Genomic DNA, 19,907 nt, shown 5'->3' on the forward strand with positions numbered 1-19,907 from the left:
TGCGTCGTAGAACCGTTCGATGCTGCTGACGGACGGCTGTGGGTGCTTCGCGTGAGAGTTTACTCCGTGACGACGCTCACTCGTCTGTCGGGCCGACCACTTCGTCGAGCGCCCGAAAGTACCCCTCGCGGGGCACCTGATACTCGTCTCTGTAGTCGATCCGGCCGGCGTCGAAGTCGTCTGCGAGCGACACCGCGGCGTCGATCGCCGCCGCCCGATCGTCGTACCGATCGGTGCCACAGTCGACGTCGGGTTCGAGGTACAGCGTGACGAACCAGTCGTGGCCGACGCGTTCGCCACCGGGGCGACGGCCCCGTTTACCACGCGTCACGTAGATCGTCGGCAGACACGCCGCCGGCAACGACCCTCCGTCGAACACGTCCGGCCGGTACGCGAGCACGATCCGCCCTCGCTCCTCGTTCCAGCGTTCCCAGGCCGGATTCAGCGCGTCGAGTCCCATGTGCGGTCGACGGTCGCCCCGGAGAAAGGTCCGACGATCGCTCTCGGAGTGACGACCGTAGCGGTGATCCCCGAGCGTCCCAGCCGGCCCACGCGGGCCGACCTACTTACGTAATCGTACTTTCTCGATGACAAATATTGGAATTAATGGCGACTCTGGTGGCGGCCGAGGGAAGGATTATATGTCTGTATCTCCCATACGTTAAATAGTATCGGAAACGGTTCGATCAGCGATATGGTACCAACGACCAGGATAACGGCGTTTGTCCCGGCCATTGGTACGCATACACATGGCACGAAAAAGCAACAGACGCCCGGACCGTCGGTCCGAGCGTTCCAGTACTGCTGACCCGAACGGTTCCCGAGACACTGGTTCCGGCACGGCTGACGGCGTCGTCAGCGTCCGACCACACGCTGTGATAGTATGACAGGCACCAAAGAATCACTCGAGGAGTTGAGCAGAGAGTACCAGGATTCCATTCCGGCGGATCTCCGGACGACTCACTCGTTCGACTGGTACCTCGACGAGCTGTACGACCACCCCACGATCGCCCGCAACGCCCACCAGCGCGTCGCCGACATGTTCGACTACTACGGCACCGAGTACGACGAAGATGCCGGCGTCGTCGAGTACAAGCTCGCCTCCGAAGACCCGATCAACGACGGCGAGAACACCTTCTACGGACGCGTCGTCCACGAGGCGATGCACGAGTTCGTCAACAAGGTCAAGTCGGGGGCACGCGGGCTGGGGCCGGAGAAGCGCATCAAGCTGCTGCTGGGACCGGTCGGCTCCGGGAAGTCCGACTTCGACCGACAGATCCGCCGGTACTTCGAGGACTACACGCTCCGTGACGACGGCCAGATGTACACGTTCCGGTGGACGAACCTCTGTGACGTGATCGACGATCAGGACCCGGCCGACGACGTGGTCCGATCGCCGATGAACCAGGACCCCATCGTCCTGCTGCCACAGAAACAGCGCGACCGCGTCATCGAGGACATCAACGAGGAGCTGGACGCTCCCTACACGATCCGAAACGAGCAGTCTCTCGATCCGGCCAGCGAGTTCTACATGGATCGGCTGCTCGCCCACTACGACGACGACCTCGAATCGGTGCTCGACAACCACGTCGAGATCGTCCGCTTCGTCGCCGACGAGAACCAGCGTCAGGGGATCGAGACGTTCGAACCCAAAGACAAGAAAAACCAGGACGAGACCGAGCTGACCGGGGACGTGAACTACTCGAAGATCGCGATCTACGGCGAGAGCGACCCGCGGGCGTTCGACTACTCCGGGGCGTTCTGTAACGCCAACCGCGGTATCTTCTCCGGCGAGGAGCTGTTGAAGCTCCAGCGAGAGTTCCTCTACGACTTCCTGCACGCGACCCAGGAACAGACGATCAAGCCCAAGAACAACCCTCGCATCGACATCGACCAGGTGATCGTCGGCCGGACGAACATGCCCGAGTACCGGGACAAGAAGGGCGACGAGAAGATGGAGGCGTTCAACGACCGCACCAAGCGCATCGACTTCCCGTACGTGCTGGGCTACGAGGACGAGGCCAGGATCTACCGGAAGATGCTGCGCAACGCCGACCTGCCGGACATCCAGGTCGAGCCCCACACCCTGGAGATGGCCGGCCTGTTCGGCGTCCTCACCCGGATCGAGGAACCCGACTCCGAGACCGTCGACATGCTCCAGAAGGCCAAAGCCTACAACGGCGAGATCGGCGAAGCCGAGGACGTGGACGTGAAGAAACTGCGCGAGGAGGCCGCCGAGACGGCCGACATCGGCGAGGGGATGGACGGCGTCTCGCCGCGGTTCATCGGCGACGAGATCGCCGAGGCGATCATGGACTCGATGCACCGCAGCCGGCAGTTCCTCTCGCCGCTGACGACGTTCAACCACCTCGAAGGGAACCTGGAGAACCACGGATCGATCCCCGAAGAGGAGTTCTCGACGTACTACCGCTACCTCGAACTCGTCCGCGAGGAGTACAAGCAGCGAGCCATCGAGGACGTACGCCACGCGCTGGCCTACGACGTCGACGAGATCCAGCGCCAGGGCGAGAAGTACATGGATCACGTCATGGCCTACATCGACGACGACACCGTCGAGGACGATCTCACCGGCCGCGAGCAGGAGCCAGACGAGCAGTTCCTGCGCGGCGTCGAGGAGAAACTCGACCTGCCCGAAGACCGCAAGGACGACTTCCGGCAGGAAGTGAGCAACTGGGTCTCACGGCGCGCACGCGAAGGGGATACGTTCAACCCGCAGGACAACGACCGCCTGCGCCGCGCCCTGGAGCGCAAGCTCTGGGAGGACAAGAAACACAACATCAACTTCTCCGCGCTGGTCTCCAGCGGCGAGATGGACGACGACGAGCGCAACGAGTGGATCGACGCGCTGATCGAGCAGGGCTACTCCGAGGAAGGGGCCAAGGAGGTGCTGGAGTTCGCCGGTGCGGAGGTCGCCAAAAGCGAGATGGAAGAGTGATGAGCGGCGAGGACTTCATCGGTCGGGCGAACGAGACACTCGACAGCACCTACGAGGAGCCCGTGAGCCTCGCGGCCTTCCTCGATCGGCTGTTCGAACGGCCCGCGCTGGCCTCCCACGCCTCGAAGTACCTGCTCGACGCCATCGAGGACGCCGGCACCCGGACCGTCATCGAAGAGGGCGAGCGAAAGGACCGCTATCGGTTCTTCGACGATCCCCACAACGACGGCGAGCACGCCATCCTGGGCAACACCGAGGTGTTGAACAAGCTCGTCGACGACCTGCGGTCGATCGCCGCGGGCCGGGGGAAAGACGAGAAGATCATCTGGCTCGAAGGCCCGACGGCCACCGGGAAATCGGAGCTCAAACGCTGTCTCATCAACGGGCTGCGCGAGTACTCTCGAACCGACGAGGGCCGGCGCTACACCGTCGAGTGGAACGTCGCCGGGGCCGGCGGGAGCGACCGGACGCTCACCTACGGCGACGACCCCGTGGCCGACGAGGACGACTGGTACGAGAGCCCGGTCCAGGTCAACCCGCTCACGGTGTTCCCACAGGACGTGCGTCGCGATCTCCTCGCGGCGCTGAACGAGCGCCTCGGCGACCACGTCACGCTGCGCTCGGAGGGCGACCTCGATCCGTTCTCGCGAGAGGCCTACGAGTTCCTCGAAGAGCAGTACCGCCGCGAGGGGGTCGAGGACCTCTTCTCTGCGGTCACGAGCCCAGAACACCTCCGGGTCAAGAACTTCGTCGTCGACGTGGGCGACGGCATCGGCGTCCTCCACTCCGAAGACGAGGGGTCGCCCAAGGAGCGACTCGTCGGCTCGTGGATGCACGGCATGCTCCGGGAACTGGACTCGCGCGGGCGCAAGAACCCGCAGGCGTTCTCCTACGACGGCGTCCTCTCGCAGGGCAACGGCCTGCTGACGATCGTCGAGGACGCGGCCCAGCACGCCGATCTGCTCCAGAAACTGCTGAACGTCCCCGACGAGGGCCACGTCAAACTGGACAAGGGGATCGGGATGGACATCGACACCCAGCTGATCATCATCTCGAACCCCGACCTCGAAGCCCAGCTCAATCAACATGCCGACCGCGAGGGACAGGATCCGCTGAAGGCACTCAAGCGCCGCCTGGACAAACACGAGTTCACGTACCTGACGAACCTCTCGCTGGAGGCAGAGCTCCTCCGGCGCGAACTCACCAACGAGACGACGGTGTGGCAGGCCGACTCCTGGGACGAGCTGGAGACGTGGATCCAGGAACCACTCACGGTCGCCGTCCGGGACAGTGCGAACGAGGTGACCGACGTGGAGCTGGCTCCCCACACCCTCGAAGCGGCGGCGATGTACGCGATCGTCTCCAGACTCGACGCGACGGACCTGCCTGGCGGGCTCGATCTCGTCGACAAGGCGCTGCTGTTCGACCGTGGCTACCTCCCGGAGGGCGACGATCGGATCGCGGCCGAGGAGTTCGACTTCTCCGACGCCGCCGCCGACGGCGAGGGGGGGATCCCCGTGACGTTCACGCGGGACGTGATCGCGGACCTGCTGCACGAAGCCCAGGACCGCCACCACGCCGAGTTGCCCGTCGAACGGGTCCTCATGCCACGGGATATCCTCAACCGGATGGCCGAGAAGCTCGGGACTGCGCCGGTGTTCTCGCCGACCGAGGCCAGCGAGTTCGAGGAGCGCGTGGTCCCGGTCAAGAACCACGTCTTCGCCGAGCAAGAACGGGACGTGCTCGACGCCATCATGCGAGACAAGCGCGTCGACGAGTCGACCGTCGAGGAGTACGTCGAACACGTCTACGCCTGGGAGTCCGACGAGCAAATCGAGAACGAACGCGGCGAGTACGAGGAGCCCGACCCGCTGAAAATGAAGGTGTTCGAGATCGAGCACCTCGGCCGCTTCGCGGAGGACAACTACGACGGCAACGAGCCCGACGACGCCGTCAGATCGTTCCGGACCGAGAAGATCATCACGGCGCTGAACCGCCACGCCTGGCAGTCCCGTGACGAGACGTTTCACGTCGGCGACGTGAACCCCAAGGAGATCCCCGTCATCCAGACGGTCCTGGGGAGCCACGACTGGGCCGACGTACAGCGGGCCTACGAGGACTTCGACCCGCGCCAGTGGGACAACCCGCCGAGCGGGACCGAGACGGCCGACCTGAAGGAGACGACGATCGAGAATATGCGCGAGCTCTTCGACTACAGCGCGGCGTCGGCGGAGCTGACGAGCCGCCATGTCATGAGCCAGGTGAGTTACAAATGGGACTGAGAGACGACCTCGAACGGTACCGTGAAGTCGGCGAGCAACGCCGCCAGGACCTCGCCGAGTTCATCCAGTACGGCGACCTCGGCCAGAGCCGACAGGACTCGGTGCAGATCCCGATCAAGATCGTCGACCTCCCCGAGTTCGAGTACGACCAGCGCGACATGGGCGGCGTCGGTCAGGGCCAGGACGGCCAGCCCCAGCCCGGCGATCCGGTGGGCCAGCCCCAGCCAGACGACGACGGCGACGAGGACGGCGAGCCCGGCGAGCCCGGCGAGGACGGCGGCGACCACGAGTACTACGAGATGGATCCCGAGGAGTTCGCCCAGGAACTGGACGAGCAACTCGGACTCGACCTCGAACCGAAGGGCAAGCAGGTGATCGAGGAGGTCGAGGGCGACTTCACCGACATCACCAGGTCCGGCCCCTCCTCGACGCTGGACTTCGAGCGGCTGTTCAAGCAGGGCCTCAAGCGAAAGCTCGCGATGGACTTCGACGAGGCGTTCGTCCGCGAGGCGCTGAAAGTCGACGGCTGGGGGCCGGCGACCGTCTTCGAGTGGGCCCGCGAGCAACACATCCCCGTCTCGAAGGCCTGGATCGAGGAGGCCTACGCGGAGTTGCCGGCCGACGAGAAGGCCGTCTGGGACAGCATCGACGAGATGACCGACGCGGTCGACCGAGAGAGCACCGCCAACCGGATCCGACGGGAGGGCGTCGACCAGATTCCGTTCCGACGGGAAGACGAGCGATACCGCTACCCGGAGATCGAGGAGGAGCGCGAGAAGAACGTCGTCGTCGTCAACATCCGCGACGTGTCCGGGTCGATGCGCCAGAAGAAACGAGAGCTCGTCGAGCGGACGTTCACGCCGCTGGACTGGTACCTCCAGGGCAAGTACGACCACGCCGAGTTCGTCTACATCGCCCACGACGCCGACGCCTGGGAGGTCGATCGCGACGAGTTCTTCGGCATCCGCTCTGGCGGCGGGACCCGCATCTCCAGCGCGTACGAACTCGCGCTGGCACGGCTCGAAGAGGCCTACCCCTGGGCCGACTGGAACCGCTACGTGTTCGCGGCCGGCGACTCGGAGAACTCCTCGAACGACACCGAAGAACACGTCATCCCACTGATGGAGGAGATCCCGGCGAACCTCCACGCCTACGTCGAGACCCAGCCGTCGGGCAACGCGATCAACGCGACCCACGCCGAGGAAGTGGAGCGCCACTTCCGCGAGACCGACGACGTGGCCGTGGCCTACGTCTCCAGCCCGGAGGACGTGACCGACGCGATCTACGAGATCCTGAGCACGGAGGACGAATCATGAGTACCGACGACCACATCCGCAAACGGCGCGTCGCCGCCGAACTCGAAACGTCAGTCGACGAGGCGGCGAATCTGGCGAAGAAACTCGGTCTGACCCCCTACCCGGTGAACTACTGGATCGTCGACTACGACGAGATGAACGAGCTGATCGCCTACGGGGGATTCCAGCAGCGGTACCCCCACTGGCGGTGGGGCATGGCCTACGACCGCCAGCAAAAGCAGGGGCAGTTCCTCGGCGGGAAGGCCTTCGAGATCGTCAACAACGACAACCCGGCCCACGCCTTCCTCCAGGAGTCCAACGAGCTGGCCGACCAGAAGGCCGTCATCACCCACGTCGAGGCCCACGCGGACTTCTTCGCGAACAACGACTGGTTCGGACTGTTCGCGGGCGGAGCGGCCCCGGGGGCCGCTGACAGCGAAGACGGCCAGCGCCGTCTGAGCAATCCCGAGGCCGCGGCGATGCTGGGACGCCACGCCGAGACGATCGAGGAGTACATGCAAGACCCCGAGATCGACCGCGCCGAGGTCGAGAAGTGGATCGACCACGTCCTCTGTCTGGAGGACAACATCGACCAGCACCAGCCCTACGCGCCCGTCGACGGCGAGGACCGCCCCGACGAGGCGGACCTCGAAGAGATAGCGGACCAGCTCGGCGATCTCGAACTCTCGGAAGAGGTCCGCAGACAGGTCTTCACTGAAGAGTGGCTCGACGCCCAGAGCGAGGACGACGAGCCGATCACGTTCCCCGAAGAGCCACAGAAAGACGTGCTCGCCTTCCTCCAGACACACGGCATGCAGTACGACGCCGACGGCGAGAAGGCCGTCGAGATGGCTGACTGGCAGTCGGACGTACTGGAGATGCTCCGCCGGGAGGCGTACTACTTCGCTCCCCAGAAAATGACAAAGGTGATGAACGAAGGATGGGCAAGCTATTGGGAATCCGTCATGATGGCCGGAGAGCAGTTCGCGAGCGCCGACGAGTTCGTCCTCTACGCCGACCACATGTCGAAGGTGCTCGGGTCGGGCGGGCTCAACCCCTACAAGCTCGGGCTCGAACTGTGGACGTATCTCGAAAACAGCGAGAACCGCCGGGAAGTCGTCGAGCGACTGCTTCGCGTCGAGGACGTGACCTGGCGGAACTTCCACGACGTGATCGACTTCGAGCGGGTACAGGACCTGATCGCGCCCGATTCGGCGGTGACCGACGTGCCCGCCAGCCTCGACGATCTCGACCCCGACGATCCGCGAGTCGACGCCGACGCGCTCGCTCGCGCCCGCGACGGAGAGATCGACGTCGAGACCTACCCGTGGAAGGTCCTGACCGAAGCGGGGATGGCCGAACGCCACTACTCGCTGGTCAAGCCACAGTACCGCGGATTCGTCTCGCGCATCAGCCAGTCGGAGCTGGAGCGCATCTCGCGGTACATGTTCGACGACGCCCGGTACGAGAGCGTGGCCGACGCCCTCGCGGATGTGGACTACTCGCGGGGCTGGGACCGGATGCGCGAGGTCCGCGAGAGCCACAACGACGTGACCTTCCTCGACGAGTTCCTCACCCAGGAGTTCGTCGACGAACACGACTACTTCACCTACGAGTACACCCACTCCTCGGGCAACTTCCGTGCCACTTCGACGGCCGCCGAAGACGTGAAAAAGAAGCTGATGTTGCAGTTCACCAACTTCGGCAAGCCGACGATCACCGTCGCCGACGGCAACTACCGCAACCGCAACGAACTCCTCTTGACCCACCAGTACAACGGCGTCGTGCTGGACCTCGAACAGGCTACAGAGACGCTGCAACGCGTCTTCGAACTCTGGGGGCGGCCAGTCAATCTGCTGACCATCGACAAGGAGTTCGACGAACACGACGTGGAGGTCGCGCGGCGACGCGACCAGGAACCCGAGCCCGAGGCGGTCGGCAAGCGCCTGCGATACGACGGCGAGGAGGTCACGATACAGGAGGTCGACTGGTCCGAGGTCGAACACTTAGACGCCGACGACATCGACTACGACACCAAGCCCGAGGAGTGGCTGTCGTAGCGGCCCGGCTCGCGAGAGTCACCCTGAGATCGTCCGTCTTCGTGTGATCTTCCGCCAGTTCGGTCGACCGGACACCTACGCTGTTATCCATTGGTACCAGGCCGCCAGCGGCCGTTGACTGTATCATGAGTACCGTTCTCGTCTGGTTCCGCCGCGATCTGCGCTGTCACGACAACGCGACGTTGCGACGCGCCGTCGCCGAGGCCGACACCGTCGTGCCGCTGTACTGTCTCCCGGATCGACTGACCGGCGAGGGGATGTTCGGGCTCGACAGGGTCGGTCCCCATCGGGCGCAGTTCCTGATCGAGAGCCTCGCGGACCTGCGCGAGTCGTTGCGGGACCGGGACGGCGAACTGTACGTTCGCAGCGGCGACCCCGGGACGGTCGTCCCCGAGGCCGCTGAGGAGTTCGACGCCGACGCGGTCTACTGGCAGGCGCTCCCGGGTCCCGAAGAGCGGGACGAAGCTGGCAGCGTTCGGGCGGGGCTGGCCGACGCCGGGATCGACTCCGAGACGTTCTGGACGCACACGCTGTACCACCGCGACGACCTCCCCAGACCGCCCGACGAGATCGAGGACACCTTCACGCCGTGGAAGGACCGAACCGAAGCGAAGGCGACCGTCCGACCGCCCAAACCGGCCCCGGAGTGGGTCCACGCCCCCAACGGCGGCCGGCGCGCCAGCAGCGGTGCCGACGATCTCCCCACGCTCGCGGACTTCGGCTTCGGCGAGGACGAGGCGACGGTCGACGACCGCGGCGTCCTCGACTGGACCGGCGGCGAGACGGCGGGGCTGGATCGCGTCGCGACGTACGTCTGGGAGCGTGACTGCCTGCGGGAGTACCGCGAGACGCGCAACGGCCTCGTGGGTGCCGACTACTCCTCGAAGTTCTCGCCGTGGCTCTCCTTTGGCTGTCTCTCGCCGCGTCAGATCCACCGCGAGGTCGAGCAGTACGAGACCGATCGGGTGGAAAACGACTCGACGTACTGGCTCGTCTTCGAGCTGACCTGGCGGGACTTCTTCCAGTACCAGCTCGCGAAGTACGGCGCGAAGTGGTTCCAGCCCGGCGGCATCCGCGACCGGGACGACATTCGGTGGCGGCGCGACCGTGCGCAGTTCGAACGCTGGGCGCGTGGCGAGACGGGGATCCCCTTCGTCGACGCCAACATGCGCGAGCTGAACGCGACGGGATACGTGAGCAATCGCGGCCGCCAGAACGTCGCCTCGTTTCTCTCGAACAACCTCCGGATCGACTGGCGGCTCGGGGCGGCATACTTCGAGTCGCGGCTGGTCGACTACGACGTGGCCTCGAACTGGTGTAACTGGGCGTACCAGTCACAGGTCGGCAACGACTCGCGAGACAGCTACTTCGAGATCGTCGGCCAGGCGACACACTACGATCCCGAGGGGGCGTACGTCACTCGCTGGTGTCCGGAACTGTCGGCACTTCCGCCGGAGTACGTCCACGAGCCCTGGACGATGAGCGAGCACGAGCAGGCCGACTACGGCGTCGAGCTGGGGACCGACTACCCCGCGCCGATGATCGACCTCGAAGCGTCCTACGAGAAGCTACGCTGATACGCCGGTACGCAACGACGACCGTCGGATCAGTCGTCCACCGTAACGGGATCCTCGTAGATCTCCGAGAGCCGGTCCTCGAAGGCCTTCCTGATGTTGCGGCGCTTTTTCTTCATCGACGGCGTCAGGAGGTCGTTCTCGGCGGTCCACTCCCTTGGGAGCAGCACGAACTTCTTGATCGTCTCGACCTTTTCGAGGTCCTCGTTGACCTCGTCGACGGCCTCCTGGATCCACGCGTGGACGCGCTCGTCGTCACACATCTCGGCCTCGCTGTCGGGCAGGTCGATCCCCTCGCGGTCGGCCCAGCGACGCAACTGCTCGAAGTTCGGGACGAACATCGCCGCGATGAACTTCTGGTCGTCGCCGACGACCATCGCCTGTGCGACGCGGTCGCTGGTCGAGAAGGCGTCCTCGATGGGCTGGGGAGCGACGTTCTTGCCCGTCGAGAGGACGATCACCTCCTTGAGGCGGTCGTGGTAGATCAGGAAGTCGTCCTCGGTCCGCTCGACGATGTCGCCGGTGTGGAACCAGCCGTCGGGCTCGAAGGACTGGGCGGTCTCTTTCTCCCGGTTCCAGTAGCCGTCGGCGACGTTCGGCCCCCGGACCAGCAACTCGCCCACGTCTCGGCTGGTCTCGAAGTCGTCCTGATCGACGACGTGGGTGTCGAGTTTGACCTCCTCGTCGACGACGGGAACGCCCATCGTCCCCGGTCGCACGTCTTCGGGAGGGTTGACGCTGACGACCGGTGCGGTCTCGGTGAGGCCGTACCCCTCGACGATCGTGAGGTCCATCCCGAGGAACGTCTCGCACAGCTCCTTCGAGAGGCTGCCGCCGCCACTGACCATGAACTCGATGTTGCCCCCGAGGTTCTCCTTGAGCTGGCTGTACACCAGCCGGTCGCTGACCGCGTGCTTCAGGCCCAAGAGCGGGCCGGGATCGTCGGTCCGGGCCCACTCCCTGGCCACGTCGGTCGACCACTCGAAGATGCGCTCTTTGATCGGCGATTCGCTGGCCTGATCGCGCATTCGATCGAAGATCCGCTCGTAGACGCGGGGGACGCTCGCACCGGTGTCGGGCCTGATCAGCTTGATGTCGTCGGCGAGCGTGTCGGGATCCTCGACGTAGCCGACCGTCGCGCCCGCGGCGAACATCACGAAGTGGCCGGCGAGCCGTTCGAAGACGTGTGCGAGCGGCAGGAAGGAGATCGAAGTGGTGCCCGGCGAGAGCGTCGGATGGTCCGGGTCCTTGTCGGGGCGGGGCGCGAGTCGCTTGTACACCTGGTTGACGTTCGAGCGGAAGTTTCTGTGGGTGAGCTTGACTCCCTTCGGCTGGCCGGTCGTCCCGGACGTGTAGATCAGGCTCGCGAGGTCCGACGGAGAGCGCTCTTCGAGCCAGGACCGGTAACGAGCGTCGTCGTAGGCTTTGGCACCGATCTCGTGGAGCTCTCCCAGCGTGTACACGTCGTCGCGGTCGGTGTCGTACTCGTCGATGGTGACGATAAAGGAGAGTTCGAGTCGATCCTCGACTTCGAGAAGCCGGTCGAGCAGCGCCTCGTTCTCGACGACGACGCCGTCTGCGCCGGGATCGCTCAGGAGGTACTTGACCTGACGCGGGGAGGACTCGGTGTAGACCGTCGTGACGATGCCGCCGGCCGCCAGCGCCGCGAAGTCGGACAGCGCCCACTCCATGCGCGTACTGGAAAAGAGGCCCACGCGAGTGTCGTGGTCGACGCCGAGTTCGCGAAAGCCCGCCGCGAGGTTGTGGACCATCGACTGCATCTCGTCGTAGGTGATCGAGGCGTAGTCTCCGTCCGGAGCCGCCGGCATCACTGCGGGTGTCAGCGAGCGGTCGTAGGTGCCGCCCTTGTACAACTGGGCGGTCCTGTCCGCGTTTCGCTGTGCGGTGGCCTCGAACAGCTCCGGGATCGTCGTGTCGGCGACGACTTCGTCCGAGTACTCTCGCTCCGCTTCACGCCACGACGGCACCGTTCTTGACCCAGCCATGAGACACATATACACGGTCGACCGTGATATAAATAGGGGCGTATAACTGTCTCGGAGTTCCCGTTCGTTCCCGTTGTTCGCCGTTTACTGTCGACCCTCCGAACGGACCAGCCGCTCGCCCGCGATCGACGGGACCGACCGCGCCTTTTAACGCGGCGGCCCTGCAAACACGCTCTATGACTGACGGGTGGTTCGCCGGGCTCGATCCCGACGACGACGAGGCAGCGGTCGCCGCGATCCGCGAGGGCAGCGCCGACGAACCGGCCGAGTGGCCTCGGCTGGCCGTCGACGCGGGGTTCGCTGACGACACCGACGACTACTACGACCGCCTGCGCGCCGCGACGATGGCGGCCGCGGAGCAAGCCGTCCAGGAGCGGGAGGGTGCCGACGACCGCCAGCTCGTCCACGCGGTGCGGTCGATGGCCGACTGCGAACGGACGGCAAACGAGCTGGCAGAGCGAGTCGCCGAGTGGGGCGAGAGCCGCTCGGCGGACGCCGGCAGCGGCGTCGAGTACGCCCGCGAGCTGGCCGCGAGTGAGCCGTCGGATCCGGCCGGGGAGAGAGTGCAGTCGCTCGCCCAGCGGGTGGTCGATCTCGACGAGGAAGCCGACCGTCTGCGAGCGTACATCGACCGGACGGCTCCCGAGGTCGCGCCGAACCTGGCGGCACTGGCCGGGCCCGTGCTGGCCGCTCGTCTCGTCTCGCTGGCCGGCGGGCTCGAATCGCTCGCGAAAAAGCCGAGCGGGACGCTACAGGTCCTGGGCGCTGAAGACGCGCTCTTCGCGCACCTCCGTGGATCGGCCCCCTCGCCGAAACACGGGATCATCTTCACCCACGAGGCGGTTCGGGGGACTCACCCGGACCACCGCGGGTCGGCTGCCCGTGCGCTCGCTGGCAAGCTCACCATCGCCGCACGGATCGACCACTACAGCGGCGACCTGCGGCCAGACCTCCAGGCGGAACTCGACGAGCGGATCGAGGCGATCCAGTCCCGAACGGGAGGTGACGGCGAGTGACGCTCCCGGACGGCGTCGAGCGCCACGACTTCGGCGGCGAGACGGGGCTGGCGACGCGGGGCGAGCCGGTGTACGGCGAGGCGACCGACGGCGCGTGGCGACGCTGGGACCCCGACCGTTCGAAGCTCGGCGCGATGCTCGCACTCGGGATGGAGACCGGCCTGGCGGGCAGCGAGACGGTGCTCTACCTCGGTGCCGCCGCCGGGACGACCGTCAGCCACGTCGCGGACTTCGCCGGGCCGACCTACGCCGTCGAGTTCGCGCCACGGCCCGTCAGGGATCTGCTCGATGCGGCGGACCCGCGACCGAACCTCTTCCCGCTCCTGAAAGACGCCCGCGAGCCGGAGTCGTACGCCCACGTCGTCGAACCGGCCGACGTGCTCGTCCAGGACGTGGCGACGCGCGGACAGGCACTCGTCGCCAACCGCAACGCACGCTTCCTCCGCCCGGACGGACGGCTCCTGCTGTCGATCAAGGCTCGCAGCGAGGACGTGACCGCCGATCCAGCGGCCGTCTTCGAGGACGTACTGACGACGCTCGAAGAGCGCTACGAGATCGAGGCCAGCGAGTCGCTGGCACCGCACCACGACGACCACCTCGGCGTCGTCGCCCGGCCTCGGCGTGACGGAACGTTTTAACGCCCGGCAACCGACACTGTGACCGATGGAGGAGACGGGTTCCGCCGCCGCGTTCGACCGGATGGGCACGCTCGGGATCGAAGAGGAGTTCTACGTCGTCGACGAGTACGGCCGGCCGACTGCAGGGTCGGACGAGCTGGTCTACGAGAGCGACCCGCCGACGATCCTCGACGGACGGCTCGACCACGAACTGTTCAAGACCGTCGTCGAGACTCAGACGCCGACACTCGACGGGCTCGATGACGCACGATCGGCTCTGGAAGACGTTCGCAACGCACTGGTCGACCACGCCGAGGCCAACGGCTTCCGGATCGCGGCGGCCGGGCTCCACCCGCTCGCGAAGTGGCGCGAACTCGAACACGCCCAGAAACCCCGCTACCGCTCCCAGCTGGATCGCATCCAGTACCCCCAGCACCGCAACACCACAGCGGGCCTCCACGTCCACGTCGGCGTCGACGACGCGGACAAGGCCGTCTGGATCGCCAACGAACTCCGCTGGCACCTCCCGCTCGTGCTCGCGCTGTCTGCGAACTCGCCGTACTGGAACGGCTACGACACCGGGCTCGCGTCCGCTCGTGCGAAGATCTTCGAGGGGCTCCCGAACACGGGAATGCCGACCGCGTTCGAGTCGTACGCGGCCTACGAGCAGTTCGAGCGCCGGATGGTCGAGACCGACAGCATCCGCGACCGGGGAGAGCTGTGGTTCGACGTGCGACCACACTCCGGACACGGTACCGTCGAAGTCCGGACGCCGGACGGCCAGCGGAACCCCGAGTACGTGCTGGCCTTCGTCGAGTACGTCCACGCGCTGGTCGCGTCCCTGGCCGACCAGTTCGAAGACGGTGCCTCGGGAACCGATACCCGGCGTGAGTATCTGGACGAGAACAAGTGGCGAGCGATGCGCCACGGTCACGACGCCTCGCTGCTCACCCGAACGGGGTCGACGGCTCCGCTGGGAGAACTGGTCGACCGGGAGTGTGACCGACTCGGAATCGACGGCCTCCGGACGCTCTACGACCGCGAGAGCGGTGCGAATCGCCAGCGCCGCCTCCGGAAGCAAGGCGTCGCCACTCTCGCAGACGACCTCGTCTTGCAAAAGAACGCGTAATTGGGTACTACCCCCACTCCACGTCACTTCGAGCCCGTCGCGGGCATCCCGGTGCCGGCCGGGTCACCACGCCGGCCGAACGTCTACTTGCGGTGTACCATCCCATGCCACACCGCTACCGTTACATTGTGGGGTATCTGGTAAATAGTTTCCGAGACATCTCGTCCGCGATAATGGCGGAGGGTATCAGCCATTCTTTAAGTAATATTCCTGCAAAAGCAATTTTGACCTTCCGGAGAGGACCCAAGGTTTTAGTGCGCTGGCGACTTCCGTCCTTCTAGAAACGACATGACGACAGACGACACATCCGACGATCGCGAGGACGAGGGCGACGACTTCGGCGAGGACCCGTTCGGCGACGACCCTTTCGACGAGGAACTGGACGACGACGTGGACGTACGCGAGCGACTGGAAGAGGAGGCCGACCGCGCCGTCGAGTCCTTCGACGAGGGGATCGTCGACCTGCTGTCGTGGGTACTGGACACGGAGACCCGGGCACGGATCTACGTCCACCTCCGGCAGCGTCCCGACAGTACGAGCGACGAGATCGCAGAGGGGACCGGACTGTACCCGAGCACCGTCCGAGAAGCGCTTGCGGAACTCCACGAGGAGGGGAAAGTCGCCCGCCAGAAACGCGAGAGCGACGGCGCGGGGAACAACCCCTACGAGTACGCCGCGATGGCTCCCAGCGACCTCGTGACTGACGTTGTCGACGAGGTTCAGTCGGAGCTCAACACCGTGTTCAACCTCGACAACTACCTGGGCGGTCGCGACCGCGACACCGAGGACACCGAGACCGAGCCGGTCACCATCAGCGTCAGTGACGAGGCCGACGACGAGGCCGACGACGAGACCGACGACGAGACCGACGACGAGACCGACGACGAGGCGACCGACAGCGACGACGACGCGGCCGCTGACGACGACGAGTAGCCCCCTCGTCTCGTACTGCCGGAGTCGAAGCCCCTAAATCGAGAGCCCTTCTGCCACGTTGTATGAAGGTCGCGCTGGGTGGGACGTTCGATCCGATTCACGATGGTCACCGCGCGCTGTTCGAGCGTGCGTTCGAACTGGGCGACGTGACGGTCGGGCTGACCAGCGATGATCTCGCGCCCGAGCTCCGGAACGAAGACCGCTACGTCCGCTCCTTCGAGGAGCGCCGTCGGGACCTCGACGAGGAACTCGCCGACTTCGCCGCGGAGTACGACCGCGAGTACGACGTCCGAGAGCTGACGGAACCGACCGGAATCGCCACCGAACCCCAGTTCGACGTACTGATCGTCTCTCCCGAGACCGAGACCGGTGGCAAGCGGATCAACGAGATCCGAAGCGAGCGTGGCCACGACACGCTCGACATCGAGGTCGTCCCGCACGTCTACGCCGACGACGACGAGGTGATTTCGAGCACACGGATCGTCCGCGGCGAGATCGACCAGCACGGCAACGTCACGCCCGACCGAGACGGTCGCCCAGAACGGGCCTGATTCTGCCGCCGTGCGGTTTCCGTGACCGGCCGAACCTTTCGACGGAGTTCCGACGGCACGATCACCAGTCCGGGGCGTCCAGCCCGGCGTCTTCGAGCAGTCCTTTCCACCGCTGTTGAATCGTCAGCCGAGACACGTCCGCCGCGTCGGCGACGACGCGCTGTGACCGCTCCTGTCCGCTGACCAGCGCACCGACGTAGAGGCTCACCGCCATCACCGCACGCTTGGAGCGTTCCTCTTCGACCGGCATCGACGAGAGAAACAGGTCGACCGCTCGGGACCGTGCCGTCCCCTCCAGGTCGAGTCGATCTGCCGTCGCTTCGAGATTCTCCAGCCACTCCTCGTGTTCCCGCCGGTCGCTCGCGCGGTACATACACCCTCGTTGGCCCCGATCGGACTTAAACGCTCGTCGATCTGTCGGCGACGATCTCACCGTCGTCGAACGGCTCGACGATCCGGACCCGCCGGCAGACGCCATCCGGGACCGCGCCGGAGAGCGTTAAGTACTTGAACCGGTCGGGAATAGCCACTCCTGCGCGCGGGTAGCCAAGCACGGAAAAGGCGTAGCGCTTAGGACGCTATCCCGTAGGGGTCCGCCGGTTCAAATCCGGTCCCGCGCATGAGCGAACGGAGTGAGCGAAGAGCAGGGCCGAATTTGAGCCCTGGAAGACGATCGAAGCGAGTCTTCGTCCGGTTCAAATCCGGTCCCGCGCACTGACTGAGTGTTTCGAGCGGAGCGAGCAAACGAAAGACGGAGCAGGGCCAGATCCGAGGCCCAGAAGACGAACGGAGCGCAGCCTCGCCTCGTTCTCGGTTCGATGCCTACGGACGAGGTTCCGGAACCGGGAACCGAAACTCGAAGACGGTGCCGTCTTCGCCCGTCTTTGAGAGGGTTACGGAGCCGTCGTAACTGTCCGTGATCTCGCTGACCAGATAGAGCCCCAGTCCGTGGTCGCTCACCTGTGGCCGGTCGAACAGCGTCGCCAGTTTGCGCTCCGGAATCCCCTGGCCGTCGTCTTCGATCGTAACGACGACGGCGTCGTCGACGCTCACGATGTCGACCACGATCTGCAACGATGGCGTCTCGTTGTGCTCGACCGCGTTTCTGAGGATGTTGGCGAAGATACGTCCCGCCAGCTCGTCGGCACGGATGTAGTGGTCGTCCTGACATCGCAACTCGACGTCGATCTCTGGATGTTGATCCCGAACCTTCTGGATCTCGTTTCGGAGGACGTTCGTGAGGTTCGTCTCCGTCAGTTCCCGGCCGTCCTCGATCGTACTGAGCAGCGTACGCACTTCCTGGATGACGGTCGTTATCTCCTCGCCTTGCCTGTGAACGCGTTCGATCCGCTCGTCGTCGGGATCGATGGGTTCCTCGGCGGCCATCAACACCGATGCGTTCCCGGTGATCACCTGCGCGGAGTTGAGTACTTCGTGGCGCAGAATGCCGTTCATCTGATCGATCAGATCTCGCTGCTTCTCGGCGTGTTCCGCACGAAGTGACTCGCGTTCTGCAGTCAGTGTACTGACGACCACCCGTACCTGTGCGATTCCGACGACGAGACCGACGCCGAGACCGACCGCGAGCGACCAGCGAATCCAGCTCACGAGTATCCAGATGCTCTCCGTCGAGATCGAGGCCATGAGGACGACGTTGAACACGAGAAAACAGCTCCCACCGGTCAGCCAGTACAGTTTGATCTTCGAGCACTGCTCGGTCGAAAATTCGCGCTTCCGTGACCACTGCGCTCCGTAGATCATTCCGAGACAGGACGGGACGACTGTGAGAACGCCGATAATATACTTCGGAGTGTGCAGTACCGGCGAATCCAGTGCGTACAGGTACACCGGTTCGGCTGTCGTCCACACCAGGAGCAGAAGTGCCGTGAGGCTAATCACATCGACGGCGTTAGAACGTGGCTTCGTCCCCAGATACCTCTCTATCACGTCCATCTATCTATCGGTAAGTCACAAAAGAGTCACAGACGTTATCGATCGAAATAACAGCCCGGGAGACGACTCACGCCAAGGCTACACGCCGGTTAGATGAACTGTCGGAACGAGATAATACCTCTCGATTGGACGGTGTACTCACACGCCAGTACACAGCCATCGTACGGTCAGACGGACCCCCTGCTCTGTGTGACTTCAGGGTTTGTGCGTGAAGATGACGACGTTGCCGTCGTCGATGGTCGTACAGAGGTCGAGATCCATGTCCAGATTGAGCGACGTGAACTCGTTCTTGCAGACGACCATGTCGTCGAACGGCTCTTCGCAGGCCGGGCACGCGACGGCGGTCGTGTTCTGGTACGACGAGATCGCGTCGTTGTCTTCTCGGGGGGTCAGCGACGAGACGAGTTCCTCGAACTCTTCCATACTGGTGCGGGCGGTGGCCGCGACAATAAATTGTGGGGCGAACCGACTCGGGCGTAACCGACGCGTTCAAGTCCGCCTGCGCCGGGAACTGATGCAATGAGTACAGACGGTGGCACGCGACTGGTCCTCGTCGCTGGTTCGACACGGACGGCCGAGATCGACGGTATCTCTGCGGCCGGGGCCGACGAATCGCTGCTGGCACACACACCTGCTGCCGACGCCGAGATCCTGCGCTACGGCGATGTCGTGCGAGCGCCGGAGGTCCCCCAGAGCCCGACCGGCTGTCTCACGCCCGCCGTCGTCACGCGTGCGGTCGTCGAGTTACTGGACCTGGACGTGACCGTCGTCGACGGCGGGCTCGCCGAGCCGAGCGGTGCGCCGACGGTGACGGTCGGCGCGAGGCCGGGCCGAGACGTTCGCGAGCAGGACCCGGTCCCGTCGGCACCGGGCGCGTTCGAGGCGGCCCGGCAGTTCGGCCGCTCGCTGCCCGCCGACGAGGTCGTGATCGGAGAGACGATTCCGGGCGGGACGACGACGGCACTCGGCGTCTTGCGGGCGCTGGGCGAGCGCGGTGGAGTCTCCTCGTCGCTCCCTGAGAACCCGGTCGACCAGAAGGAGTCGGTCGTCGAGGAGGGGCTGACCGCGAGTGCGATGGAACCCGGCGAGGCGGCCGACCAGCCAAAGCGGGCTGTCCGCCGGATGGGCGATCCGGTGCTGGCCGTCGCCGCGGGGGTCGCGATCGGTGCGATCGAGACCGGGCGAGCGGTGACGCTGGCCGGCGGGACCCAGCTGGCGACCGTGGGCGCGCTCTTGCGCCACGCCGGCATCGAGGGGCCGCTGTCGCTCGCGACTACGTCGTTCGTCGACGACGATCCCTCGGCCGACGTTCGCGGACTGGCGGCGGATCTCGACCTCGATCTGACGGTGACCGATCCGGCGTTCGATCGGGCCGACCACGTCGCGATGGAGCGGTTCGTTGTGGGCGAGGCCAAGGAGGGCGTCGGGATGGGGGGTGCGCTGGCGCTGGCCGATCGGGCCGAACTCGATCCGGCGGTGGTTCGTGACCGGGTCGCTGCGATCGCCGACGATCTCGCGTTCGAGCCCTGACGGCG

The 19,907-nt window shown here is 65.3% G+C and carries 17 protein-coding genes and 1 tRNA gene; 12 read left to right on the forward strand and 6 right to left on the reverse strand.

Features of this window, described 5'->3' with window-relative positions; genetic code table 11:
- Positions 1-76: 76 nt before the first annotated feature.
- A complete protein-coding gene (locus tag HMUK_RS10745) occupies positions 77-460 on the reverse strand; it encodes a DUF5820 family protein (protein WP_015763185.1) in 384 nt (127 codons plus the stop codon).
- Between the two features lie 423 nt (positions 461-883).
- On the opposite strand from HMUK_RS10745, the gene HMUK_RS10750 reads away from it, so the two are divergent.
- The 5 genes from HMUK_RS10750 to HMUK_RS10770 all read left to right on the forward strand — a co-directional run bounded on the left by HMUK_RS10750 (position 884) and on the right by HMUK_RS10770 (position 10,170).
- A complete protein-coding gene (locus HMUK_RS10750) occupies positions 884-2,956 on the forward strand; it encodes a PrkA family serine protein kinase (protein WP_015763186.1) in 2,073 nt (690 codons plus the stop codon).
- On the forward strand, positions 2,956-5,238 hold the full coding sequence (locus tag HMUK_RS10755; protein ID WP_015763187.1) for a PrkA family serine protein kinase: 2,283 nt from the start codon (positions 2,956-2,958) through the stop codon (positions 5,236-5,238). The genes HMUK_RS10750 and HMUK_RS10755 overlap by 1 nt, the downstream gene beginning before the upstream one ends.
- Positions 5,229-6,554: a YeaH/YhbH family protein gene (locus HMUK_RS10760; protein WP_015763188.1), complete on the forward strand. Its 1,326-nt coding sequence runs from the start codon at positions 5,229-5,231 to the stop codon at positions 6,552-6,554. The genes HMUK_RS10755 and HMUK_RS10760 overlap by 10 nt, the downstream gene beginning before the upstream one ends.
- Positions 6,551-8,593 carry a SpoVR family protein gene (locus tag HMUK_RS10765; protein WP_015763189.1) on the forward strand — a complete coding sequence of 681 codons (2,043 nt, stop codon included), beginning with the start codon at positions 6,551-6,553 and terminating at the stop codon, positions 8,591-8,593. Before HMUK_RS10760 ends, HMUK_RS10765 begins: the two co-directional genes overlap by 4 nt.
- Before the next feature lie 125 nt (positions 8,594-8,718).
- Positions 8,719-10,170, forward strand: a complete 1,452-nt coding sequence (locus HMUK_RS10770; protein WP_015763190.1) for a DASH family cryptochrome — start codon at positions 8,719-8,721, stop codon at positions 10,168-10,170.
- 29 nt (positions 10,171-10,199) lie between these two features.
- Here the strand turns inward: HMUK_RS10770 and HMUK_RS10775 are convergent, their stop codons facing one another.
- The gene (locus HMUK_RS10775; protein ID WP_015763191.1) at positions 10,200-12,182 is read right to left on the reverse strand and encodes an AMP-dependent synthetase/ligase; all 1,983 of its coding nucleotides are present in this window, start codon (positions 12,180-12,182) and stop codon (positions 10,200-10,202) included.
- Between the two features lie 167 nt (positions 12,183-12,349).
- Here HMUK_RS10775 and HMUK_RS10780 point away from each other — a divergent pair, with 167 nt between their 5' ends.
- The 5 genes from HMUK_RS10780 to HMUK_RS10800 all read left to right on the forward strand — a co-directional run bounded on the left by HMUK_RS10780 (position 12,350) and on the right by HMUK_RS10800 (position 16,419).
- Positions 12,350-13,189: an NOP5/NOP56 family protein gene (locus HMUK_RS10780; protein ID WP_015763192.1), complete on the forward strand. Its 840-nt coding sequence runs from the start codon at positions 12,350-12,352 to the stop codon at positions 13,187-13,189.
- Positions 13,186-13,827, forward strand: coding sequence for a fibrillarin-like rRNA/tRNA 2'-O-methyltransferase (locus HMUK_RS10785; RefSeq protein ID WP_015763193.1), 642 nt, complete (start codon positions 13,186-13,188; stop codon positions 13,825-13,827). The genes HMUK_RS10780 and HMUK_RS10785 overlap by 4 nt, the downstream gene beginning before the upstream one ends.
- 25 nt (positions 13,828-13,852) lie before the next feature.
- Positions 13,853-14,935, forward strand: a complete 1,083-nt coding sequence (locus HMUK_RS10790; protein WP_015763194.1) for a glutamate--cysteine ligase — start codon at positions 13,853-13,855, stop codon at positions 14,933-14,935.
- 288 nt (positions 14,936-15,223) lie between these two features.
- Positions 15,224-15,868 (forward strand): winged helix-turn-helix domain-containing protein, encoded by a 645-nt coding sequence (locus tag HMUK_RS10795; protein WP_015763195.1) that lies wholly within the window; start codon positions 15,224-15,226, stop codon positions 15,866-15,868.
- Between the two features lie 62 nt (positions 15,869-15,930).
- Positions 15,931-16,419: a phosphopantetheine adenylyltransferase gene (locus tag HMUK_RS10800; RefSeq protein WP_015763196.1), complete on the forward strand. Its 489-nt coding sequence runs from the start codon at positions 15,931-15,933 to the stop codon at positions 16,417-16,419.
- Positions 16,420-16,480: 61 nt separating this feature from the next.
- On the opposite strand, the gene HMUK_RS10805 is transcribed toward HMUK_RS10800, so the two are convergent.
- A complete protein-coding gene (locus tag HMUK_RS10805) occupies positions 16,481-16,792 on the reverse strand; it encodes a cyclin family protein (protein WP_015763197.1) in 312 nt (103 codons plus the stop codon).
- A 25-nt stretch (positions 16,793-16,817) separates the two neighbouring features.
- Positions 16,818-16,949, reverse strand: coding sequence for a hypothetical protein (locus HMUK_RS18020; protein ID WP_262983431.1), 132 nt, complete (start codon positions 16,947-16,949; stop codon positions 16,818-16,820).
- A gap of 6 nt (positions 16,950-16,955) precedes the next feature.
- On the opposite strand from HMUK_RS18020, the gene HMUK_RS10810 reads away from it, so the two are divergent.
- A tRNA-Leu gene (locus HMUK_RS10810) sits at positions 16,956-17,039 on the forward strand.
- Between the two features lie 202 nt (positions 17,040-17,241).
- Here HMUK_RS10810 and HMUK_RS10815 read toward each other — a convergent pair.
- Positions 17,242-18,372 carry a sensor histidine kinase gene (locus HMUK_RS10815; RefSeq protein ID WP_015763198.1) on the reverse strand — a complete coding sequence of 377 codons (1,131 nt, stop codon included), beginning with the start codon at positions 18,370-18,372 and terminating at the stop codon, positions 17,242-17,244.
- 195 nt (positions 18,373-18,567) lie between these two features.
- Entirely contained in the window at positions 18,568-18,795 is a 228-nt protein-coding gene (locus HMUK_RS10820) for a DUF7385 family protein (RefSeq protein WP_015763199.1), read from the reverse strand.
- Positions 18,796-18,891: 96 nt separating this feature from the next.
- On the opposite strand from HMUK_RS10820, the gene HMUK_RS10825 reads away from it, so the two are divergent.
- Positions 18,892-19,902: a nicotinate-nucleotide--dimethylbenzimidazole phosphoribosyltransferase gene (locus tag HMUK_RS10825; protein ID WP_015763200.1), complete on the forward strand. Its 1,011-nt coding sequence runs from the start codon at positions 18,892-18,894 to the stop codon at positions 19,900-19,902.
- Positions 19,903-19,907 lie beyond the last annotated feature (5 nt).

It is taken from the genome of Halomicrobium mukohataei DSM 12286, assembly GCF_000023965.1.
GTDB lineage: Archaea > Halobacteriota > Halobacteria > Halobacteriales > Haloarculaceae > Halomicrobium > Halomicrobium mukohataei.